A 21,593-nucleotide genomic window follows, 5' to 3' on the forward strand; every position below is an offset into this window, starting at 1 on the left:
ATAGGTGGTCTCCACCTGCCACCTGCGGTGGTAAAGATCCACTAGTTCACGGGCGAGGCAGACGAACTGCCGATCAACCAAACGCGACGGTATTGATGGACACACTGATCCACGATCTTGACGAAGCAGACACGGAAGAGTGGTGGGTCGTGGGTGAACCTCCGGCCAGTCAGAGCTAGGGCTTACGCTCCCAACACTGCGGGTGAGAGCGAGCTCCGACGCGGCCAACATCGCCCGGGGTACGGCCAGTTGGACGAAGGGCGAACACGTGTTCCACTTGACTGTGAGCTAATCTGTCCCCGTTTTTCACTCCTGAAACTTGAGGATCGGGGTTCCCTTGAAAATCGTGCGCCGCATCGGTGCGTCCCCACGCGAACGGGGCAGTCTGTCCGGCGAGACCTGTCCAGACATCTTCGAGCTCAGTGACGGCAACTTCGCCGTCATTGGGACCGAGGCCACGGCCACCCTGGAGAGCGGGCTACCCGCCGACGCTGCGCGCGCTGACTACGAGCGCATCGTCATTGTGAGCCGGGAAACCCTGGTCAGGGCGAAAGCCGATATTCCCGACGCATAGTCGACAGGCGCTCCACCAGTACCATGCCCGGGCCTCGGTGCCGTCTGCGCCGAGGCCCGGGCATTGCTTCGTCCGGTGCGTCCGCACCAGGCTCCGGCGCCTCGTCAGGCGGCCGGCACCGCCACCGGTGGCACCGGCCCCACGTACCGGGCGGCCGGGCGGATGATCTTCGGGTCCTCCGCCTGTTCCAGGATGTTGGCGCTCCAGCCGACCACCCGGGCCGTCGCGAAGGTCGGGGTGAACATCTCGCGCGGGAGCCCGCAGAGTTCCATCACCACGCCCGCGTAGAACTCCACGTTCGTATGGAGTTCGCGGCCGGGCTTCAGTTCGGCCAGGATGGCCTCCACCTGGCGCTCGACCTCGATCGCGAAGTCGACCAGCGGGCCGCCGAACCGCTCGGCGATGCCGCGGAGCATCCGGGAGCGCGGGTCCTCCGTACGGTAGACGGGGTGGCCGAAGCCCATGATGCGCTCTCCCGCGAGAACGCGCTCGCGGATCCAGGAGTCGATACGGTCGGGCGTGCCGATCGCATCGAGGGTGTCCAGGGCGCGGCTCGGCGCGCCGCCGTGCAACGGTCCGGACAGCGCACCGACGGCACCGACCAGGGCCGCCGCCACGTCCGCTCCCGTCGAGGCGATCACCCGCGCCGTGAAGGTTGACGCATTGAACCCATGATCAATGGTCGAGATCAAGTACTGTTCGACCGCCCGCGCGTGCGCCGCGTCCGGCTCCGAACCCGTCAGCATGTACAAGTAGTTCGCGGCATGCGGCAGATCCTGCCGCGGCTCGACCGGCTCCAGCCCCCGGCCCAGCCGGTACAGCGCCGTCAACAGCGTGGGGACGGCCGCGGCCGCCGCGATCGTGTCCTCACGGCGCTGGTCCGCGTCGATGTCGTACACCGGCCGGAACCCCTTGGACGCGCCGAGCAGGGAGAGCGCAGTGCGCAGTGCGGACAGCGGGCCGGAGGCGCCGCTCGCCGCGGCCACCGCGGGAAGCGCGGCCCGTACGTCGTCGGGCAGCCGGCGCAGCTCCGCCGTCCGGGCGGCGAAGGCGGACCGCTGCGCCGCGTCCGGCAGTTCGCCGTGGACCATCAAGTGCCAGGCGTCCTCGAAGCCGCGGGTCTGCGCGAGTTCGACAGCCGAGTACTGGCGGTAGTGGTAGAAGCCCTCCAGCCCCCTGACGTCACCCAATGCGGTGTCGGTGACGACAACGCCCGCGAGTCCTCGCGGCACGTCCACGGAGGTGGCTGCGGCCCTGCTGATCGGCATGTTTCCTCCCTCAACTTGACTCGACTGTCTATCCTTGACTTATATGTTGTCAATATTGATTAAATCAATGTTCGATCCATGGGTACGGTGGCGACCATGAGGGATCAGGAAGCGGCTCATGGTCAGGACGGAACCCGGCTCACCACCAAGGAGGCGGCCGAGCTGCTCGGCGTGAAGCCCGAGACCGTCTACGCCTATGTGAGCCGTGGGCAGCTCAGCAGCCGGCGCGAGCCGGGCGGCCGCGGCAGCACCTTCGACGCCAAGGAGGTCGCGGCACTCGCCCGGCGCAACAGACGTGACCCGGGCGGGAGTTTCCCTGCGGGCGGCGAGCTCTCGGTCCGTACGGGCATCACCCTGATCGACAAGGACCGGTACTACTTCCGCGGCGTCGACGCGACCGAGCTGGCCGCGCGCCACTCGTACGAGGAGATCGCCGAGTGGCTGTGGACGGAACGGCTGCGGCCCGGAATCACCTTCACCGCCCCGGACACAGCCGTCGACGTGGCCCGTCGCGCCGTGCACGCGCTGCCCGAGCACAGCGGCCCCACCGACCGGCTGCGGGTGGCCGCGATCGCGGCGGCCACGGCGGATCCGCTCCGCTTCGACCTGTCACCGGACGCGGTCCTCGGCGCCGCCCGCACCCTGATCCCCACCATGGTCGCCGCCCTTCCCCCGCTGCGGCACACGCATCGCGAGGCTGTCCCGCTCGCCGAGCGCCTGTGGGGGCGGCTCACCGGCCGCACCCCGGACGAGGCGTCACTTCGGGTGCTGGACACGGCGCTCGGGCTGCTCGTCGACCACGACCTGGCCGTCTCGACCCTGGCGGTCCGTGTCGCCGCGTCCGCCCGTGCGCACCCGTACGCCGCCGTCTCGGCCGGCCTCGGCGCTCTGGAGGGCCCCCTGCACGGTGCGGCCAGCAGCCTCGCGCACCGCTTGCTGCTGGACGTCCTGGACCGGGGCACCGCGGCCCCGGTGGTCGCCGACGAACTGCGCACCGGACGCCGCGTCCCCGGACTCGGACACCGGCTGTATCCCGGTGAGGACCCGCGCGCACGTGTCCTGTTCGCGCTCCTGGAGGACGTACCGGCCGCGGCGCCGGCCCTGGCGGCGGCCCGGGACGTCGTGGCCACGACAGCCCGCCACACGCCCCTGCACGCCAATGTCGACCTGGCACTCGCCGTCCTCACGGTCGCGTGTGGCATGGAGGCCACGGCGGGCGAGACCGTCTTCGCCGTCGCGCGTACGGCCGGCTGGATCGCCCACATCCTGGAGGAGTACGAGGAGCGCCCGCTGCGTATGCGCCCAAGCGGACGCTACGTGGGGGCGCGTCCGCCACAGCCGCTCCCGCGCTGAGCCCGGCGCGCCGGTGTCCGCCATCACGCTCCGAGTGAGCCGGTGTGCGTCTGCTCGCGCCCCGCTCTCCGGACGTGCTCCGCACGCCCCTTTCGCACGCCTGATGCGCCGCCAACGCGCCCCGTCCGCGGTAGCGGAAGTCACCCCAGGCAAAGTCAGGTTAGGCTCACCTCTGTGAGTACGTGCACGACCGCGTCCCGGGACCTCGACGAGCCCCTCGCGGGGACCGCGGCGACCGCGAGGACATGGCTGCTCCTGGAGCAGTCCGGCCCCTGGGGACCCAAGGCGCTCACCTCGAGCCACCTGGACCCGGAGCTGGGCCGCGCCCTCGAGGCGGCCTCGGAGGGCACCGGAGTGCGGATCGCGCTCATCCGCCGCCCCGGCCGGCACGCCGACTGCGGCGAACCCTCCGCACGACAGGTGTATGTAGCCCACACCGTTCCCGGAAACGTATGGCTGCACGCCGCCACAACCTCCGCGCCCGAACGGTTGCTCGACCTCGACTTCACGGCGCTCGGCATGGGCGACCCGCACACCTTCGACGACATTCTTCAAGGGCGGCCCCACACGGGCGATCCGCTCGCCCTCGTGTGCACCAACGGCAAGCGGGACCGCTGCTGCGCGCTGCTCGGCCGTCCCCTCGCCACCGAGCTGGCCCACTCCGGAGTCGACGGCGTCTGGGAGGTCACCCACCTGGGGGGCCACCGCTTCTCGCCCACAGTGCTCGTCCTTCCGTTCGGATACGCGTACGGGCGGGCCCAGGCCCCGCATGTCAAAGAGGTCCTCCAGGGGGTGCGAGAAGGGCGGGTCGTGGTCGAGGGCTGCCGTGGCAGCTCCGCCTGGGAGCGCCCCGCGCAGGCCGCTGAACTCGCGGTGCGCACGGCGGCCCACGAGTACGCGTCGGACGCGCTGACCGTCGTTCGCACGGACGGGGACGCACCGCGTTGGGAGGTCACCGTCGCGCACACCGACGGGCGGCTGTGGCACGTCCTCGTGGCGCAGGGCAGCTCGCTGCCGCCGCGCCCGGAGAGCTGCGGCTCGGTGCTGGGTTCGCCGGCCCGGATGGACGTCGTGTCCGTACGGGAACTGCACGCCGCGGTCGTCACCGACCCCGCGCGCTGCTGAGACCGTCGCGCCGGCTCACGACCGGCTCCGGCCCACGGGCCCTTCTGGAGATCCATGCCACACCCCCTACGGCAGGGCATGCCGGGCCCCGTACCGTCGTACGCATGAGCCCCTCTCCCCCTGCACGACGACTGCGGCTCGGTATGCCGCGGCGGATGTTCTCGCAGGTCCTGCTGATGCAGGTGGCCATCGCCGCGGGCGTCGCGGTGCTCGCCACCGGGCTGTTCCTGGCGCCGCTCGGCCGTTTGCTGGACGACCAGGCGATGCGCCGGGCCCTCGCGATCGCGCAGGCCACGGCGGCCCAGCCGCAGATCGCCGAGGATCTCCAGTCGACGCTGCCCTCGCAGGACGGGCCCGTGCAGGCGGAGGCGGAGCGGATCCGCAAGGCCAGCAACGCCGAGTACGTCGTGGTGATGAACATGAGGGGCGTGCGCTGGTCGCACCCCGACCTCTCGCAGATCGGCAAGGTCGTCTCGACCGATCCGAGGGAGGCCCTGGCCGGTCGGGACGTCCTGCAGATCGACACCGGCACCCTGGGCCGCTCGGCCCGCGGCAAGGTGCCGCTGCGGGACGCGCACGGCCGGATCATCGGGGCGGTGTCGGTGGGCATCGAGTACAACAGTGTGCGGGCTCGCCTGATCCACGCGATACCCGGGCTGTTCGCGTACGCCGGAGCGGCCCTGGCCATCGGCGCGCTGGCGGCGTACCTGGTCTCCCGAAGGGTCCAGCGGCAGACCAGGGACCTTGCCTTCTCCGACATCTCGGCCCTGCTCGCCGAACGGGAGGCGATGCTGCACAGCATCAGAGAGGGCGTCGTCGCCCTGGACCGGGCCGGCCGGATGCGGCTGGTGAACGACGAGGCGCAGCGTCTGCTGGGCATCGGTGACGAGGTCGTCGGAAAGCCCCTCGACGAGGCACTCGGTGAGGGCCGTACGACGGACGTCCTGGCGGGACGCGTCACCGGCACCGACCTGCTGACCGTGCGGGGTCACCGGGTCCTGGTCGCCAACCGCATGCCCACCGACGACGGAGGTGCCGTCGCCACTCTGCGCGACCGCACCGAACTGGAGCAGCTGGGCCGGGAACTCGACTCCACGCGCGGTCTAATCGACGCGCTGCGCGCGCAGGACCACGAACACGCCAACCGAATGCACACGCTCCTGGGACTGCTCGAACTGGAGATGTACGACGACGCCGTGGAGTTCGTCGGAGAGGTGGTGGGTGACCACCGGGCCACCTCCGAGCAGGTCACCGAGAAGATCCACGATCCGCTGCTCGCGGCCTTGTTGGTGGGCAAGGCCACGGTCGCCGCGGAGCGAGGTGTGGCCCTGTGGATCGCGGACGGCACGCTGCTGCCGGACCGGTTGATCGACCCGCGGGGACTGGTCACCGTCGTCGGCAACCTGGTCGACAACGCACTGGACGCCGTGGCGGGCACGCCCCACGCGCGCGTGGAGATCGAACTGCGCGCCGAGGGGCGCACCGCGATCCTCAGGGTGCGGGACACGGGCCCCGGAATCCCGGCCGAGCGGCGGGAGCTGGTCTTCACCGACGGATGGTCGACCAAGCAGCCGCCCGTCCACGGCAAGCGCGGACTCGGCCTCTCCCTGGTGCGTCGTCTCGCCGAGCGTCAGGGGGGAATCGCCCGGGTGGACGAGGCGGAGGGCGGGGGCGCGGAGTTCACCGTCGTGCTGCCGGAAGCGCTCGAGGAGGCCGAGCCGGCACCGCGGCCCGCTGTCGGGGACCGCCACTCCTTGGTCCACGCTCCACAGGTGCCCGACGACGGGACACCGGACCCGGACGCATCCGTGCAGACCCCCGAGGAGGGGTCCCGATGACCCGGCCGATCGGAGTAATGGTCGTGGACGACGACTCCCGTGTCGCACGGGTCAACGCCGCATACGTGCGGAAGGTCCCCGGCTTCCATGTGGCCGGCGAGGCGCACAACGCGGCCGCCGCGCTGGACCTGTTGGCGACTCTGCCCCACCTGGACCTGGTGCTGATGGACCACTACCTGCCGGACGGTACGGGGCTCGGCGTCGTCCAGGAGATGCGACGGCGCGGCCACGAGACCGACGTGATCATGGTGACGGCCGCCCGTGATGTCGGGACCGTGCAGGCGGCGATGCGGCACGGCGTGCTCCAGTACCTCGTCAAGCCGTTCTCCTTCGCGGGGCTGCGCGCCAAGCTGGAGGCGTACGCCGAACTGCGCCGCACCCTCGACGGCGGAGGCGAGGCCGAACAGGCTCAGGTCGACCGGATCTTCGGCGCCCTGTCGGCAGGTCCCGGACCGGGACTGCCCAAGGGTCACTCCCCCAGCACGGCGGATCTCGTACGCCGGGCCCTGATGCACGCCGACGGGCCGCTGTCGGCCCAGGAGATCGCCGAACGCACCGGACTGAGCCGCCAGACCGCGCAGCGCTATCTGAAGCTCCTCGAGCGCAGCGGCCGGGCCACACTGACCCTCAGATACGGCGACGCGGGCCGCCCGGAGCATCGCTATGTCTGGGCGACCCGCGTCTGAGGTGCGGCCGGTGCGGGTCAGCCCGCGGCCTTCTCCACGAACTCGGTGGTGTACGTCTTGCCGAGGTCTATCGTCGCGTTCTTGATGTTGGGGTTGAACGCCTTGAGGACCTTCTCGACGGTCTCGGGGCCGTTCTGCGGCATCACGCCGTCCTTCGTGAACATGGGAAGAGTGCTCTTGATGGCGTCCGCGTAGAGCGTCTTGTCGCCCTGGGAGTAGTCGGCCGGCATCTTGTCGGCGATCTCGTCGGCGCTGTGCGAGGACATCCACTTCAGGGTCTTCACAAAGGCGTTGACCAGCTTCTGGACTGTGTCCTTGTGGCTGTTGACCCAGTCCGTCTGCATGTAGAGGCTGGACGACGGGTACGGGCCGCCGAGCGCCTCCTCGGAGCCCTGCGGCGTCCGCATGTCGACGAGCACCTTGCCGAGCTTCTTCTGCAGGACCGTGGCGACCGTCGGGTCCGTGGTCATACCGGCGTCGATGGAGCCCTTCTGGAGGGCGGACACGAACGTCGGGCCGGCACCGACGGCGACCGGGCTGAAGTCGCTGACGTTCACGCCGTTCTTGACCGCGAGGTACTTGGTGAGGAAGTCGGTCGAGGATCCGAGGCCGGTGATGCCGAGTTTCCTGCCCTTGAAGTCCTTGGGCGACGTGATGTCCTTCTCGGCCTTGGCGGAGACGATCTCGACCTCACCGGGCGCATGCGAGAACTGCACCACGGACTCGACGTGCTTGCCCTTGGTCTGCAGGTCGAGTGTGTGGTCGTAGAAGCCCACGGCTCCCTGGACCTGGCCGGAGACCAGCGCGGTCTCGGCCTGCACACCCGCCGGCTCGCTCAGGAGTTCCACGTCGAGACCCTCGGCGTCGAAGTAGCCGAGCCGCTGGGTGAGCATCGCGGGCATGTAGATGACCTTGTCCAGGCCGCCGACCATGATCTTGACCTTCTCGCCCTTCCCGTCGCCCTTGCTGCCGGAACCGGAAGACGCGGTGGAGGAGGCTTCGTTGGCGCAGGCGGTGAGCGAGGTGACGGCGAGCAGGCCGGCCGTGGCGAGAGCGGCGATTCTGGCGCGGTTGCGCATGTCGGTTCACGTCCTTGTGAGATGGCGGTGCGGAAGAAAAAACAGGTGCTGGCAATGGCGTTGCGCGGAAGCCGTCCGGCTGCGGGGAAGCCCTCGTGGACCGCGCGGGCCTTGGGGAAGAGTCAGTGATCGGAGTCCGACGGCTTCCAGCGGAAGATGCGGCGCTCCGCGAAGGTGAGCAGCCCTTCGGCCACGAGCGCGACGACGGCGAGGATGGCCATCGCGGCATACACACCGGCCGCGTTGAACGTGCCCTGTGACTGGGCGACGAGCAGGCCGACGCCCTTGGTGGCCCCGATGTACTCACCGACGATGGCACCGATGAGGGCGAAGCCGAAGCTGACGTGCAGGCTGGTGAAGATCCACGAGGTGGCCGACGGAATGACGACCTGAAGAGTCACCCGCCGGTCGCTGGCACCCAGGATCCGCGCGTTGGAGACCAGATTGCGGTCGACTTCGCGGGCGCCCTGGAAGGCGTTGAAGAAGACCGGGAAGAAGACCAGGACGACGGCCGAGGCCACCTTGGAGGACGGGCCGAGCCCGAACCAGATCACGAAGATCGGGGCAAGGACGATCCTCGGTATGGAGTTGAGCACCTTGATGTACGGGCCGAGGACTTCGGCCAGGAAGGCGACCCGCCCCAGCGCGATACCGAAGACCACACCGGCCACCACACCGATGATCCAGCCGAGCAGCGCCTCCTGGAGGGTCACCCAGATCTGCTCGCCGAGCGAGCCGAGCGCCGTGCCGTGCGTGACCCAGGTGTAGATCTGATCCCAGATCTTCGACGGCATCGAGAAGTTGAACGGGTCGATGACCGCGGCCCGTGACAGCGCCTCCCACAGGCCGAGCACGGCGATCAGGATCGCCACGCGGGCGAGCAGGACGACGACCTTGCGTTTGCGCGCGGCACGCGCACGGGAGACGGCGCGGTCGGGCCGCTTGGAGGTGTCGACGGAGGCCGACGCGGAGATCACCTCAGGCGACATGGGCGGCACCCCTCTCACGCGTGATGCGGACCTCTTCGCCGAGGGACTCCCAGATCTCGCGGTAGATCTCGATGAACTGCGGCTCCAGGCGCACCGATTCGACCTTGCGCGGCCGCGGCAGATCGATGTCGAAGACCTGCTTCACGGTCGCGGGCCCGGCGGTCATCACAACGACCTTGTCGGCCAGCGCGATCGACTCCTCCAGGTCGTGGGTGACGAAGACGACCGAGGCGCCCGTGCCCTCCCACAGCTCCAGCAGCTCGTCCGACATCAGCGCCCTGGTCTGCACGTCGAGCGCCGAGAAGGGCTCGTCCATCAGCAGGATCTCGGGGTCGTTGACGAAGGTGGCGGCAAGGGCGACACGCTTGCGCTGGCCGCCCGAGAGCTGGTGCGGGTAGCGGTCCTCGAACGCCGCGAGGCCGACCCGGGCCAGCCACTCACGCGCCTTCTGTTTCGCCTCCGCTTTGGGCACACCGCGGAAACGCGGGCCGGCCATGACGTTGGACAGAACCGTGCGCCAGGGGAACGTGGCGTCCTGCTGGAAGACGAAGCCGACCTTGTCCCCGACTCCCGCGACCGGCTCGCCGGCCACAAGAACCTCACCCTCGGTGGGCTCCTCCAGGCCACTGACCAGGGTCAGGGTCGTGGACTTGCCACAGCCGGTCGGCCCGACCACGGCGACGAACTCGCCGCGTCCGACGGTCAGATCCAGACCCCTTACGGCCGTGTGCAGACCCCCTGACGGGGTCCGGAAGGTTTTGCTCGCGCCCCGTAGCTCGATGGCGGGGCTGCTGTCTGTGCTCATGACCCGGGACCGTAGATGTGGTGCGGGCCACAGCAGGAGTCTTGTGGGCGCAACCCCGACTTCTGCTTGCAAGGGTCTGTTGTGCTCATTTTGCTCGCGCTACAACAGCGGAGCCGAAACACGGGCTTAACGCTCGCCTGGCCTTGAGGGAGAGAGGCCCGATGATTGACGTCCTGGTCGTGGACGACGACTTCCGTGTCGCCGAGATCAACGCCAAGTACGTGGGAAAGGTTCCCGGATTCCGGGTCGCCGCCCGCGCCCACAGCGCTGCCCAGGCGCTCGCGGCGGTCGAACGCGCCCCGATCGACCTGGTCCTGCTCGACCACTATCTGCCCGACCAGACCGGCCTCGAACTGGTCCACCGCATGCGCGAACACGGCCACGGGACGGATGTCATCATGATCACCGCAGCCGGTGATGTGGCCACCGTGCAGGCCGCCATGCGGCTGGGCGCCCTGCACTACCTGGTCAAACCGTTCACCTTCACGGCGCTGCGAACCCGCCTCGACTCCTACGCCGCCCTGCGTCGCACCGTCGACCGTGTCGGCGGCCGAGGCGTGGCGGGCCAGGAGCAGGTCGACCGCATCTTCGGCGCCCTGCGTACCACTCCCGCGTCCTCGTCCCCCGGCCTGCCCAGCGGTCACTCGGAGCCGACCACGGACCTCATCTGCGATGTGCTGCACCGGGCCGACCAGCCGCTCTCGGCCCACGAGGTGGCCGCCAGAACGGGACTCAGCCGCTCCACCGCCCAGCGCTATCTGCGTCACCTGGAGCAGGCCGGCCGGCTGCGGCTCTCGTTGAAGTACGGGGACACCGGACGGCCCGAACACCGGTACGCGTGGGTGGCGCCTTAGGGGCCGCGCGGTCGGCCGGGGTCGGGCCCCGTCGCGGCATCAGTTACCGGCCGTCGCGGGGCCCGTCTGCGATCCGGCTTCGCCGGGTTTCAGACCGCTCCTGCCCCCGTCAGCGACCGCACCTCCGTCTCCGCGTGTTTGGCCGCGTCCGCCGGTTCCGGCGACGTGACCGTGCCGAGCCAGCCCGCGAGGAAACCGAGCGGGATGGAGACGATGCCCGGGTTCTGCAGCGGGAAGTACTGGAAGTCGACGGCCGGGAACAGCGATTCGGGGCTGCCCGAGACGACCGGGGACAGCAGCACCAGGCCCAGTGCGGGCAGCAGGCCTCCGTAGACCGACCAGACCGCGCCGCGTGTGGTGAAGCTGCGCCAGAACAGCGAGTACATCAGCACCGGCAGGTTCGCGGACGCGGAGACCGCGAAGGCGAGCCCCACCAGGAAGGCCACGTTCAGGTCGCGGGCCAGCAGCCCGAGCCCGATCGCGACCGCACCGATGCCGACCGCGGCGGCCCGGGCCACGCGCACCTCGCTGCGCGGCTTGGCGCGACGGCTGCGCAGTGACGCGTACAGATCGTGCGCGACGGCGGCCGAGGAGGCGAGGGTGATACCGGCGACGACCGCGAGGATCGTGGCGAAGGCGATCGCGGCGACCACGGCGAACAAGACCGTTCCGCCCGCCGATTCGGCTCCGCCGCCCAGCTTCAGCGCCAGCAGCGGGACCGCCGTGTTCCCTGCCGAGTTCGACGCTCGTACGGCGTCCGGTCCGACGACCGCGGCTGCGCCGAATCCCAGCACGATCGTCATCAGGTAGAAGCCTCCGATGAGCCCGACCGACCAGACGACCGAGCGACGCGCCGCGCGAGCGGTGGGCACGGTGTAGAAGCGGGACAGGATGTGCGGCAGTCCGGCCGTGCCCAGGACCAGCGCCAGGCCCAGGCTGATGAAGTCGATCCGCGCGTTCCAGCTGCCGCCGTACTTCAGGCCCGGCGCGAGGAACGCCTCACCGTGCCCGCTGCGCTCCGCCGCCGTCCGCAGCAACGCGTCGACGTTCCCGTGGAAACGCATCAGGACGAGGACGGTCAGCGCGACCGTACCGCCAAGCAGCAGAACGGCCTTGACGATCTGGATCCAGGTGGTGGCCCGCATCCCGCCCAGCGACACATAGATCACCATGAGGGCACCGACGACGATCACCGTCCACGCCCGCGCCGCCGCACTCGTGCCTCCGAACAGCAACGCGACGAGACTGCCGGCTCCCACCATCTGTGCCACGAGGTACAGCACGGACACGGTCACCGCGGACGTCCCCGCCGCGATCCGCACCGGCCGCTCGCGCATCCGCGCCGCCACGACGTCCGCCAGCGTGAAACGCCCGCAATTGCGGACCAGTTCGGCGACGAAGAACAGCACGACGAGCCAGGCGACCAGAAAACCCACGACATACAGCAGTCCGTCGTAGCCGAACAGCGCGATCAGCCCGGTGACTCCCAGGAAGGAAGCCGCCGACATGTAATCGCCCGCGATGGCAAAACCATTCTCCATCGGAGAGAACAACCGACCGCCCGCATAGAACTCCTCCGCCGACCCGCGCCGGTGGCGGCTCACCCATGTGGTGATCGCCAGCGTGATCGCGACGAACACGCTGAACAGCACCAGAGCCAGCGCCTGATGGTGTCCGCTCACCACTCGCCGCCCTTGGCTCCCCGGGTCAATTCCTGGGTGTTCCAGCGCAGGTCGAGCGCTGCACGATCCCTGCGCAACCGGGCGTGCCGCGCGTACGCCCAGGTGAGCAGAAACGTCGTCAGAAACTGCCCCAGCCCCGCCAGCATCGCCACGTTCACGGCTCCCGCGACCGGCCGTGTCATCAGAGTGGGGGCGGTCTGCGCGGTCACCACGTAGCCCACGTACCAGGCGAAGAAGACCACGAACCCTGGAACCACGAATCTCCGATACCTGCTGCGCACCTCCTGGAACGCCGCGCTGCGCTGTACCTCCAGATAGACGTCGCCCACTCGGGCGGTCGCTTCACCGGCGCGCGCGGGCGGTACCGAAGGAGCGGGAGCACCGGTGCCGTCCAGTTCGCCCCAGCCGGAGGCAAGCGCGTCGTACCAAGGATCGTCGTGCCTCAGGCGTCCAGCCGCCTCCGCCGCTGCTGGGGCCGGGTCTCTGCCTCCCTGCTGCTCGACCGGACTGTCGGGACCGCCCTTGTCCCCGAGGGGACGACCATTGCTTGACTTCATGCCCAAGGATGGACAGACCGGGAAGACCCCCGACTCTTCTTCCCGGGGCTCTTCACCCCATCAGGTGACCTCACTGCAAGGGCGGTCGTACCAGGCCTTTTGCATACGCGTAACGGACCGCCCGGGCACGGTCTTTGAGCCCTGCCTTGGCGAAGAGATTGTTGATGTGGGTCTTCACGGTGGCCGTGGAGACATGCAGCCGGCGCGCGATCTCCTGGTTGGTCAGCCCCTCAGCGATCAGTACGAGCACCTCCGTCTCCCGGACGGTGAGCCCGTCCGGCGCCTCAGCGACCGGGGCCGGCTCCCGCTCCGGCTCCGACAACCGCTCCAGCAGCCGTCGCTGGATGCTCGGCGAGAGGCCTGCGCCGCCGGACAGCACACTCCGCACCGCCCGGACGATCTCGTCGCCACCCGCGTCCTTGGTGAGATAGCCGCGCGCACCCGCCCTGAGCGCAGGGAACAGCGACTCGTCGTCCGCGAAAGTGGTGAGCACGACGACCTGGGTGCCGGGGTGCTCGGCACGGATGCGCCGTGTCGCCTCCACGCCGTCGCAGCGCGGCATGCGCAGGTCCATCAGCACCACGTCCGGGGCCAGCTCGGCGACGAGCCGGACCGCCTCCTCCCCGTCCCCAGCGGCGCCGACGACCTCGATACCGGGGAGCAGTCCGAGCAGCATCACGATGCCCTCGCGCACCACCGTCTGGTCGTCCGCCACCACGACCCGGGCCGGCTTGCCGCCCTCCTCCTCCGTCATACGGGTACCTTCAACGTCACCACGAATCCTTCCTCGCCCGGCCCCGCCTCCAGCGAGCCGCCGAGCAACTCGGCACGCTCGCGCATGCCCAGCAGACCGTACCCGGCCCCCGACCCGGTCAATTCGCCCGGCGATCCGCCCGAGTCGCGGACGTTCAGCATCACCTGGTGCTCGTCGAACTCCAGCTGTATGTGCACTCTGGCGCCCGGTGCGTGCTTGCGGACGTTCGTCATGGCCTCCTGCGCGACCCTGCGGACGGCCTGCGAGGCCTCGGCGGTCAGCGGCCTGCGCTCACCCGAGATGGTGACGTCCGCTCCGTCCTCCGTGGCGACGAGCTCACTGAGGAACTCCTCCACAGGGGACATCTCGCCGCGCAGTGCGGAGAGCGCCTGCCGGGTCTCGGCGAGTCCCTCCCTGGCCATGCCCCGGGCCGCCACGACCCGTTCGAGGATCTTGTCCCGGTCACCTCCCCTCTCTATCAGCAGCCTGGCCGCCTCCAGATGCACGAGCTGTGCCGAGAGGCTGTGCGCCAGCACGTCGTGGATCTCCCGCGCGATCCTGGTCCGCTCCGCAAGGGCCGCCGACTCAGCCTCGGCCGCACGCGCCGCCCGTTCCTGAGCGAGCAGCCGCAAGGCGCTGCCACGTGCTTCGGCGTCCAGGCGCAGCACATACCCGGCCAGGGCGATACCGACCACGGTGACCACGGTGGTCAGCCGGCCGTCATTGGTGACCGCGGCATAGGCCCCCAGTCCCGTGGCGGCGACAGGGAGTCCGGCGGCCAGGGGCAGTCGCTCCATGGAGCAGACAGCGCACCCGCACCAGAGCACAAGCGCCGGGACGCGCAGACCGGTGGCGTAGGCGACCAGCGCCAGTCCGAGGAGCAGAGAGATCAGGGCGACCGAAGACGGCAGCCGATTGCGAAAGGTGGTCCGGAAGAAGGCCCAGACCAGCAACCCGCACAGCACCACCCCGGCCGCCGCCGCGACGTTGCCCCACGCGGGCAGGCTGCTGCCCGCGAAGGTCGTCCAGAGGAGCATTCCGAGGGCGAAGAGCCGGCCGGCCCGGCCGAGCATGCGCCGGGCGGCGGAGACTCCCGCACGGGACAGTGCTTCCCGGGAGGGCCAGCTCGTCCACAGGTTCTCCGTCACACACGCTCCTTCCCTGCGCGCCTGAGTGCGCCGTCACCGTACGCCGTGGCCGCGCTGGCCGCGGGAGTGAGGGACTGCGCACGCCAGACCAGGATCCCGGAGCGAACCAGCAGGGTGCCGGCAAGGCCGAGCAGCAGCGTGGAGCTGTCCTGGTGGACGCCCAGGTACGCCCCGAAGGCGAAGAGGCCGGCTCGCAGGGCGATGCCCGCGCTCCAGACGGCCGCGCTCGCCTTGGTGCTCGTGCTCCACACGGCACCGTCCGCCCCCACCCATATACGGCTGGTCCAGGCCCAGCCGGCCCCGATGGCAAGGCCCACGAGCACCTCGGTGCCGAGCAGCAGGACCGACTCCGCACGGTGATGGGCATCGAGTATGCCGGGCTCGCGCAGGGCCAGGACGGTCAGAATCACGGGCACGAGCCACCAGCGCCGCTCGGTGTCGATCCGGCGCGCGCGGAACTGGCGGACGATCACCAGGGCGGCCACGGCCACGATCACCAACGCGTTGACGAGCCCGGACATCACAGCCTCCGTGTGCGGAAGGGGAGATGCCGACGGCGAGTGCTGTCGACGCCTTCGACGCTACGGAAAAGCGCAGGTCGGCTGATCGGAGCCGGGGTGGATCACGGGTGGAAACCGCGACGCGCTCAGTCTCCACCCGGGGGTGGAGAATCCCTGCGGGCAGGCGGTGACGTCGGCTTTCAGACCTGGTTCCGATGAGACACGTGGCCGGGGCAGGCCCACAAACCGACGGACAGCGCCCGGCAACCGGCGCGCCAGCGCGCGCTCAGCCGACGGACGCCGCGCACGAACACGGCCGACACCGCGCTGGTGTGCCGGGCGGCGGAGCGCCGCCCGGCACACCGCCTACGCGTCGATGCGCGACCGGTCCAGCGTCGCCGCGGAGCTGGAAATGAACTCCTTGCGCGGCGCCACGTCGTTGCCCATCAGCAGGTCAAACACCTGCTCGGCACCCTCGAGGTCGGAGAGGTTGATCCGGCGCAGGGTGCGGTGGCGCGGGTCCATCGTGGTCTCGGCCAGCTGGTCGGCGTCCATCTCACCGAGGCCCTTGTAGCGCTGGATGGAGTCCTTGTACCGGATGCCCTTGCTCTGGAATTCCAGGAGCTTGTCGCGCAGCTCGCGATCCGAGTACGTGTAGACGTACTTGTCCTGGCCCTTCTTCGGCTGGATGATCTCGACCCGGTGCAGCGGCGGCACCGCGGCGAACACCCGGCCCGCCTCGACCATGGGCCGCATGTAGCGGTGGAAGAGCGTCAGCAGCAGGGTGCGGATGTGGGAACCGTCCACATCGGCGTCGGTCATCATGATGATCTTGCCGTAGCGGGCCGCGTCGATGTCGAAGGTCCGACCCGATCCGGCCCCTATGACCTGGATGATCGCGCCGCACTCGGCGTTCTTCAGCATGTCCGTGACGGACGACTTCTGGACGTTGAGGATCTTGCCGCGGATCGGGAGCAGCGCCTGGAACTCGGAGTTCCGGGCGAGCTTCGCCGTGCCGAGTGCGGAGTCGCCCTCCACGATGAACAGCTCGCTGCGGTCGACGTCGTCGCTGCGGCAGTCGGCGAGCTTGGCGGGCAGCGAGGAGGACTCAAGAGCCGTCTTCCGGCGCTGCGCGTCCTTGTGCTGGCGGGCCGCGATGCGCGTCCGGGCCGCGGCGACGACCTTCTCCAGGACGACGCGGGCCTGCTGGGCGGCGTCACGCTTCGTGGAGGTCAGGAAGGCCTTGAGCTCCTTGGCGATCACAGTGCCCACGATGCGGCGGGCCGCCGAGGTGCCGAGGACCTCCTTGGTCTGACCCTCGAACTGCGGCTCGGCCAGGCGCACGGTGACGACCACGGTGAGCCCCTCGAGGGCGTCGTCCTTGACGACGTCGTCCTCGGCGACGCGCAGCATCTTCTTGGCGCGCAGCACCTCGTTCATCGTCCTGGTGACGGCCTGCTCGAAGCCCGCGACATGGGTGCCGCCCTTGGGGGTGGCGATGATGTTGACGAACGACCTGAGCGTCGTGTCGTAGCCGGTCCCCCAGCGCATCGCGACGTCGACGCCCAACTCCCGGGTGACTTCGGTGGGCGTCATCTGCCCGTGGTCGTCCAGGACGGGAACCGTCTCCTTGAACGTGCCCTGTCCGGAGAAGCGGAGGACGTCGCACACCGGCTTGTCGCTCGCCAGGTACTCACAGAATTCGCTGATGCCGCCGTCGAAGCGGAAGGACTCCTCGCCCTTGCTGCCGCCCTCACCGAGCCCGTACTCGTCGCGGACGACGATGGTCAGGCCCGGCACCAGGAACGCGGTCTGGCGGGCGCGCTGGTGCAGCGTCTCCAGGGAGAGCTTGGCGTCCTTGAGGAAGATCTGACGGTCGGCCCAGTAGCGCACACGCGTGCCGGTCCGGGTCTTGGGGAGCTTCTTGGTCTTGCGCAGACCGCTCGTCGCCTCGAACTTCGCGTCGGGACCGTCACTCGCGAAGGCGCCGGGGACGCCGCGGCGGAAGCTGATCGCGTGCGTGTGCCCGTTGCGGTCGACCTCGACGTCCAGGCGCGCGGAGAGCGCGTTCACCACGGAGGCGCCGACGCCGTGCAGACCACCGGACGCCGCGTACGAGCCACCGCCGAACTTACCGCCGGCGTGCAGCTTGGTCATCACGACCTCGACACCGGACAGTCGGGTCTTGGGCTCCACGTCGACCGGGATACCGCGGCCGTTGTCCCGGACCTCCACCGAGCCGTCGTCGTGCAGGATCACCTCGATGTGATCGCAGTAGCCGCCCAGGGCCTCGTCGACGGAGTTGTCGATGATCTCCCAGAGGCAGTGCATCAGGCCCCGGCTGTCGGTCGAGCCAATGTACATGCCAGGGCGCTTGCGGACGGCTTCCAGGCCTTCGAGGACGAGGAGGTGCCGCGCGGTGTAGTTGGAGCCGTCCCCTGCTCCTGTCAGCAGCGCTGTGGACGGCACGGACGTGTCGGCGGTCACGCGGTTCGCTCCTCGCTGAATTTCTGGTGGGGCCCTTTGGGGTGCGGGCCGGCTTCGGTTGCCGGTCCGAGGGTACCGAGGCCTGGTAGGGCCGTTGTAACGCCACCCTCGTCATGAACTCAGACTAGTCCAGAGTCGCACGAGCGTTCGATCCCCTCGAGGAGGTGAAGTACATATCACGTTCCCTTCGAGGCATGAACCATTTAGCCTCGGGGCACGTCCTCATCCACAACCGGCAACCCGGCCGGGAGGGCGGACAACCGATAAAAAAGCGCGAACCCGTACGACACAAGAGACGTAATACGGCACATTCGCCGCCAACCGGCAGCAGACAACCGTCTTGGAAAGAATCTTTCGAGGTGAAGCCGCGAGCGGGAACGTTTTCGGCCTGGTTGGATGTTGACCCTGGTACGACAGCTCGTCGAGCTAGAGAAGAGGCGACGTGACTACTGTTCTGACCCCCACGAGCCCGCTGACGGCCGCGGACCGCTGCGACCGTTGCGGCGCCCAGGCGTACCTGCGCGTCGTCCTCCTGAGCGGCGGAGAACTGCTCTTCTGCGCCCACCACGGCCGCAAGTTCGAGCCGGAACTCAAGAAGATCGCCGCTGAGATACAGGACGAGACGGAACGGCTGACCGTTCCGACGAGCGGACCCGACGAGGAACGCTGACACCTCGCGCGACGAGCCGACACCGGCGCCGAGGCCGGTGAACGGGCGGCCACTCCCCTCACAGGGAGTGGCCGCCCGTACTCGTACCGCATTCCCCGGGCGGCGCCCTCAGAACGCCTGCCCGGTCATCGTGCTCAGCCGGTCCGCCCGGCCATCGCTGCCGACTCCCCCTAGGGGCAGTGAGCAACAAGCCCCAGGCTCCCGGTGCGCGGACCGCCGTCCTCAGTGACCGGCGTTCAGCGAACTGGCGACCTCCGAGACCCGGGTGTAGACCCCGGGGCTTCCCGGCTGCCCGCAGCCGCTCCCCCAGGACACCAGACCGATCAGGCGACCCTGGGCGACCAGCGGTCCCCCGCTGTCCCCCTGGCAGGCGTCGCGCCCGCCCTGGGGCTGGCCGGCACAGAGCATGGAAGCACGCAGGTACTTCCCGTCCAGACCGCCGGGATACGCCTGCTCGCACGTCGTGTCCGGGAGAACCTGCAGGTTCGCCCCTCGCAGACTGCGCGCATAGTCGGCGTCCCCGGTGGCGTCGCCCCAGCCGTACACGGTCGCCGCCGTACCCGGTGCATAGGCCGGGTCTCCGGCTGCCGCCATGGGGATGACCGAAGTCGCCGGTAGCGGGGAGGCGAGCGTGAGCACGGCGAAGTCACCGGCATTCGTGTAGCTGTTGTATGCCGGATTGACCCGAGTCGCGGTCACCGGGATTTCCGAGCCCCGGCTGGACAGCAGGTCCGTGCGCCCCGCGATGACCTTGAGGTCCCGTACCTGACCTGGTGGTGCCCCCAGGACGGCCGTACTCATGCAGTGAGCCGCGGTCACGACCGTGGAACGGCTTACCGCGACTCCTCCGCAGAACTGTCCCGCACGCGTACCTCCGAACCGGTCACGGCTGGAGAGGGCGACGGTCCAAGGACTCTGTGAGATGTCGACCGGGAAGCCTCCGATGACGACGTTGTCCGCCGTCGCGGGAGCGGGAGAGGCCAGCGGTATCAAGGCTGCTGCCGCTCCGACGGCCAGCGATCGGGCGAGGTGGCGACGCATGGGCTCTCCTCACTGTCAGATGATCGTAGAACACCCACAGTGATCCAGTTCCCCGCATCACGCACACGCAAGGGGCCGGTTCTCACGGAACCGGCCCCTCAACGGCTACGGCCAAGGACTAGTCGAGGTAGTCGCGCAGCACCTGGGAGCGCGACGGGTGACGCAGCTTCGACATCGTCTTGGACTCGATCTGGCGGATGCGCTCGCGGGTGACCCCGTACACCTTGCCGATCTCGTCGAGGGTCTTCGGCTGGCCGTCGGTGAGACCGAAGCGCATGGAGACGACGCCCGCCTCGCGCTCGGAAAGGGTGTCGAGCACGGAGTGCAGCTGCTCCTGGAGAAGCGTGAAGCTGACCGCGTCCGCAGGGACGACGGCCTCGGAGTCCTCGATGAGGTCGCCGAACTCGCTGTCGCCGTCCTCACCCAGCGGGGTGTGCAGGGAGATGGGCTCACGGCCGTACTTCTGGACCTCGATGACCTTCTCGGGGGTCATGTCGAGTTCCTTGGCCAGCTCCTCCGGGGTGGGCTCGCGGCCCAGGTCCTGCAGCATCTGGCGCTGAACACGTGCGAGCTTGTTGATGACCTCGACCATGTGCACCGGGATACGGATGGTGCGGGCCTGGTCGGCCATGGCGCGGGTGATCGCCTGACGGATCCACCAGGTGGCATACGTGGAGAACTTGTAGCCCTTGGTGTAGTCGAACTTCTCGACCGCACGGATCAGACCGAGGTTGCCCTCCTGGATGAGGTCCAGGAAGAGCATGCCGCGGCCGGTGTAGCGCTTGGCCAACGAGACCACCAGACGGAGGTTGGCCTCCAGAAGGTGGTTCTTGGCGCGGCGGCCGTCCTCGGCGATGATCTCCAGCTCACGCTTGAGCTTGGGGGCGAGCTTGTCGGCGTTGGCCAGCTTGTCCTCGGCGAAGAGGCCGGCCTCGATGCGCTTAGCGAGCTCGACCTCCTGCTCGGCGTTGAGCAGCGGGACCTTGCCGATCTGCTTCAGGTAGTCCTTGACCGGGTCGGCGGTGGCACCGGCCGCGGCGACCTGCTGGGCGGGCGCGTCGTCCTCATCCTCGTCGGAGAGCACGAAGCCGGCGTTCTCGGTGCCCTCGGGCTCGTCGCCGCCCTTGACGGGGGCCTCTTCAAGGACTTCCTCTTCGACCAGTTCGGCGTCGTCCTTCTTGCCACTGGTCGTCTTCTTGGCCGGAGCCGCCTTCTTGGCGACGGCCTTCTTGGCGACCGCCTTCTTGGCGGTCGTTTTCTTGGCAGCGGTCTTCTTGGCGGGCGCGTCCTCAGCCGGGTCGTCGGCCACCAGCGGGGGCACAGCCTCGGCTGCCGGGGCGGGGGCGGGCGCCTTCTTGGCGGCCACCGTCTTCGCCGCGACGGTCTTGGTGGCGGTGCGCTTGGCCGGACTCTTCGCTGCGACGCTCTTGCGGGTGCGCTTGGGCTCTGCGGCACTGACCATCAGCGTCACACCCTCTTCCTCGAGGATCTGGTTGAGGCTGCGCAGTACGTTCTTCCACTGAGTGGCCGGAATCTGGTCAGCTTCGAAGGCCCGACGCACATCGTCGCCGGCGATCTGCCCCTCAGCCTTTCCCCGCTCAATAAGAGCCATGACAGAGACGGACTCGGCGATCTCCGGCGGGAGCGTACGGGATGTGCTGGCCGACACGAACAACCTCTCGGAACGTTGGAAAACGGCTTCCGGCCCCTTCCATGACGGACAGGAGCCGACCGCCGGCTTGGGGATGGGCCGACGGCGCGGGCGGGGGCCGGGAAGTTGAACAGCGCCGTGACCGGCGTCCGTATTCCCTCCTCGGCTGTCACCTCTTAGGTCATCGCACAGTTCCGTAGAGCGTTACGCCCAATCTGCGTGGCCCGGGTCACACCCCGTAACCGCTCAAAAACGTCCAGATACGGGCAGAGGAGGTCGTCGATCTCATCCCTGCTGCCCTTCTCGTAAAGGGCACACGCTCTGTCATGCCCCGGATTCCGTGCCCCACACAGCCCCGCCCAGAGAATCCATGACGAGCTCGTGAACGCACGACCGATCGGATCATCGACATCCGCCGGATCGTCCATGACGGCGGCGCGAGCGGAGGCTGGCGGCACCGTGATCTCCGTCGGACTCCGCCGGGTCCCGGGAGGATCCGACGGAGTCCGACGGCGGATGAACGGCACTACGC

The 21,593-nt window shown here is 69.2% G+C and carries 19 protein-coding genes; 7 read left to right on the forward strand and 12 right to left on the reverse strand.

Annotated elements, in window-relative coordinates:
* The first annotated feature begins 337 nt into the window (after positions 1 to 337).
* Positions 338 to 574: a hypothetical protein gene (locus ACWDA7_RS18230; protein ID WP_450605286.1), complete on the forward strand. Its 237-nt coding sequence runs from the start codon at positions 338 to 340 to the stop codon at positions 572 to 574.
* A gap of 104 nt (positions 575 to 678) precedes the next feature.
* On the opposite strand, the gene ACWDA7_RS18235 is transcribed toward ACWDA7_RS18230, so the two are convergent.
* Positions 679 to 1,842, reverse strand: a complete 1,164-nt coding sequence (locus ACWDA7_RS18235; protein WP_450605287.1) for a citrate synthase/methylcitrate synthase — start codon at positions 1,840 to 1,842, stop codon at positions 679 to 681.
* Between the two features lie 96 nt (positions 1,843 to 1,938).
* On the opposite strand from ACWDA7_RS18235, the gene ACWDA7_RS18240 reads away from it, so the two are divergent.
* The 4 genes from ACWDA7_RS18240 to ACWDA7_RS18255 all read left to right on the forward strand — a co-directional run bounded on the left by ACWDA7_RS18240 (position 1,939) and on the right by ACWDA7_RS18255 (position 6,844).
* Positions 1,939 to 3,195 carry a citrate synthase gene (locus ACWDA7_RS18240; protein WP_450605288.1) on the forward strand — a complete coding sequence of 419 codons (1,257 nt, stop codon included), beginning with the start codon at positions 1,939 to 1,941 and terminating at the stop codon, positions 3,193 to 3,195.
* A 174-nt stretch (positions 3,196 to 3,369) separates the two neighbouring features.
* A complete protein-coding gene (locus tag ACWDA7_RS18245) occupies positions 3,370 to 4,320 on the forward strand; it encodes a sucrase ferredoxin (RefSeq protein ID WP_450605289.1) in 951 nt (316 codons plus the stop codon).
* Positions 4,321 to 4,424: 104 nt separating this feature from the next.
* On the forward strand, positions 4,425 to 6,158 hold the full coding sequence (locus ACWDA7_RS18250; RefSeq protein ID WP_450605290.1) for an ATP-binding protein: 1,734 nt from the start codon (positions 4,425 to 4,427) through the stop codon (positions 6,156 to 6,158).
* Positions 6,155 to 6,844 (forward strand): response regulator, encoded by a 690-nt coding sequence (locus ACWDA7_RS18255; protein ID WP_450605291.1) that lies wholly within the window; start codon positions 6,155 to 6,157, stop codon positions 6,842 to 6,844. The genes ACWDA7_RS18250 and ACWDA7_RS18255 overlap by 4 nt, the downstream gene beginning before the upstream one ends.
* Before the next feature lie 17 nt (positions 6,845 to 6,861).
* Here the strand turns inward: ACWDA7_RS18255 and ACWDA7_RS18260 are convergent, their stop codons facing one another.
* From ACWDA7_RS18260 to ACWDA7_RS18270, 3 genes are all read right to left on the reverse strand, one after another.
* Complete coding sequence (locus ACWDA7_RS18260) at positions 6,862 to 7,923, reverse strand: ABC transporter substrate-binding protein (protein WP_359394542.1); 1,062 nt, start codon at positions 7,921 to 7,923, stop codon at positions 6,862 to 6,864.
* A gap of 122 nt (positions 7,924 to 8,045) precedes the next feature.
* On the reverse strand, positions 8,046 to 8,912 hold the full coding sequence (locus ACWDA7_RS18265) for an ABC transporter permease (protein ID WP_450605292.1): 867 nt from the start codon (positions 8,910 to 8,912) through the stop codon (positions 8,046 to 8,048).
* Positions 8,902 to 9,717, reverse strand: coding sequence for an ABC transporter ATP-binding protein (locus ACWDA7_RS18270; RefSeq protein ID WP_450605293.1), 816 nt, complete (start codon positions 9,715 to 9,717; stop codon positions 8,902 to 8,904). The genes ACWDA7_RS18265 and ACWDA7_RS18270 overlap by 11 nt, the downstream gene beginning before the upstream one ends.
* 161 nt (positions 9,718 to 9,878) lie before the next feature.
* Here ACWDA7_RS18270 and ACWDA7_RS18275 point away from each other — a divergent pair, with 161 nt between their 5' ends.
* A complete protein-coding gene (locus ACWDA7_RS18275; protein WP_432933729.1) occupies positions 9,879 to 10,571 on the forward strand; it encodes a response regulator in 693 nt (230 codons plus the stop codon).
* 89 nt (positions 10,572 to 10,660) lie between these two features.
* Here ACWDA7_RS18275 and ACWDA7_RS18280 read toward each other — a convergent pair whose 3' ends face one another.
* The 6 genes from ACWDA7_RS18280 to ACWDA7_RS18305 form a co-directional block, all read right to left on the reverse strand.
* Positions 10,661 to 12,253: a solute symporter family protein gene (locus ACWDA7_RS18280; protein ID WP_450605294.1), complete on the reverse strand. Its 1,593-nt coding sequence runs from the start codon at positions 12,251 to 12,253 to the stop codon at positions 10,661 to 10,663.
* Positions 12,250 to 12,810, reverse strand: coding sequence for a DUF485 domain-containing protein (locus ACWDA7_RS18285; RefSeq protein WP_450605295.1), 561 nt, complete (start codon positions 12,808 to 12,810; stop codon positions 12,250 to 12,252). The genes ACWDA7_RS18280 and ACWDA7_RS18285 overlap by 4 nt, the downstream gene beginning before the upstream one ends.
* Positions 12,811 to 12,880: 70 nt before the next feature.
* Positions 12,881 to 13,564 carry a response regulator transcription factor gene (locus ACWDA7_RS18290; protein ID WP_450605296.1) on the reverse strand — a complete coding sequence of 228 codons (684 nt, stop codon included), beginning with the start codon at positions 13,562 to 13,564 and terminating at the stop codon, positions 12,881 to 12,883.
* Complete coding sequence (locus ACWDA7_RS18295; protein WP_450605297.1) at positions 13,561 to 14,712, reverse strand: sensor histidine kinase; 1,152 nt, start codon at positions 14,710 to 14,712, stop codon at positions 13,561 to 13,563. Before ACWDA7_RS18295 ends, ACWDA7_RS18290 begins: the two co-directional genes overlap by 4 nt.
* Positions 14,709 to 15,233, reverse strand: coding sequence for a DUF1453 domain-containing protein (locus tag ACWDA7_RS18300; protein ID WP_450605298.1), 525 nt, complete (start codon positions 15,231 to 15,233; stop codon positions 14,709 to 14,711). The genes ACWDA7_RS18295 and ACWDA7_RS18300 overlap by 4 nt, the downstream gene beginning before the upstream one ends.
* Positions 15,234 to 15,578: 345 nt before the next feature.
* Positions 15,579 to 17,699 (reverse strand): DNA gyrase subunit B, encoded by a 2,121-nt coding sequence (locus ACWDA7_RS18305; protein WP_432933718.1) that lies wholly within the window; start codon positions 17,697 to 17,699, stop codon positions 15,579 to 15,581.
* A gap of 442 nt (positions 17,700 to 18,141) precedes the next feature.
* On the opposite strand from ACWDA7_RS18305, the gene ACWDA7_RS18310 reads away from it, so the two are divergent.
* The gene (locus ACWDA7_RS18310) at positions 18,142 to 18,369 is read left to right on the forward strand and encodes a DUF7455 domain-containing protein (protein WP_359394518.1); all 228 of its coding nucleotides are present in this window, start codon (positions 18,142 to 18,144) and stop codon (positions 18,367 to 18,369) included.
* 222 nt (positions 18,370 to 18,591) lie between these two features.
* Here the strand turns inward: ACWDA7_RS18310 and ACWDA7_RS18315 are convergent, their stop codons facing one another.
* Together ACWDA7_RS18315 and ACWDA7_RS18320 are read right to left on the reverse strand one after the other, a co-directional pair.
* Complete coding sequence (locus ACWDA7_RS18315) at positions 18,592 to 19,410, reverse strand: S1 family peptidase (RefSeq protein ID WP_450605299.1); 819 nt, start codon at positions 19,408 to 19,410, stop codon at positions 18,592 to 18,594.
* A gap of 118 nt (positions 19,411 to 19,528) precedes the next feature.
* Entirely contained in the window at positions 19,529 to 21,079 is a 1,551-nt protein-coding gene (locus ACWDA7_RS18320; protein ID WP_450605300.1) for an RNA polymerase sigma factor, read from the reverse strand.
* Positions 21,080 to 21,593 lie beyond the last annotated feature (514 nt).

The sequence above is a fragment of the Streptomyces sp. NPDC001156 genome, from assembly GCF_053598275.1.

Excerpts from the sequence above, each read along its gene's own strand:
- ACWDA7_RS18235 (WP_450605287.1), bottom strand. The coding sequence starts at position 1,842 with ATGCCGATCAGCAGGGCCGCAGCCACCTCCGTGGACGTGCCGCGAGGA.
- ACWDA7_RS18240 (WP_450605288.1), top strand. The coding sequence starts at position 1,939 with ATGAGGGATCAGGAAGCGGCTCATGGTCAGGACGGAACCCGGCTCACC.
- ACWDA7_RS18250 (WP_450605290.1), top strand. The coding sequence starts at position 4,425 with ATGAGCCCCTCTCCCCCTGCACGACGACTGCGGCTCGGTATGCCGCGG.
- ACWDA7_RS18255 (WP_450605291.1), top strand. The coding sequence starts at position 6,155 with ATGACCCGGCCGATCGGAGTAATGGTCGTGGACGACGACTCCCGTGTC.
- ACWDA7_RS18260 (WP_359394542.1), bottom strand. The coding sequence starts at position 7,923 with ATGCGCAACCGCGCCAGAATCGCCGCTCTCGCCACGGCCGGCCTGCTC.
- ACWDA7_RS18265 (WP_450605292.1), bottom strand. The coding sequence starts at position 8,912 with ATGTCGCCTGAGGTGATCTCCGCGTCGGCCTCCGTCGACACCTCCAAG.
- ACWDA7_RS18270 (WP_450605293.1), bottom strand. The coding sequence starts at position 9,717 with ATGAGCACAGACAGCAGCCCCGCCATCGAGCTACGGGGCGCGAGCAAA.
- ACWDA7_RS18275 (WP_432933729.1), top strand. The coding sequence starts at position 9,879 with ATGATTGACGTCCTGGTCGTGGACGACGACTTCCGTGTCGCCGAGATC.
- ACWDA7_RS18285 (WP_450605295.1), bottom strand. The coding sequence starts at position 12,810 with ATGAAGTCAAGCAATGGTCGTCCCCTCGGGGACAAGGGCGGTCCCGAC.
- ACWDA7_RS18290 (WP_450605296.1), bottom strand. The coding sequence starts at position 13,564 with ATGACGGAGGAGGAGGGCGGCAAGCCGGCCCGGGTCGTGGTGGCGGAC.
- ACWDA7_RS18300 (WP_450605298.1), bottom strand. The coding sequence starts at position 15,233 with ATGTCCGGGCTCGTCAACGCGTTGGTGATCGTGGCCGTGGCCGCCCTG.
- ACWDA7_RS18315 (WP_450605299.1), bottom strand. The coding sequence starts at position 19,410 with ATGCGTCGCCACCTCGCCCGATCGCTGGCCGTCGGAGCGGCAGCAGCC.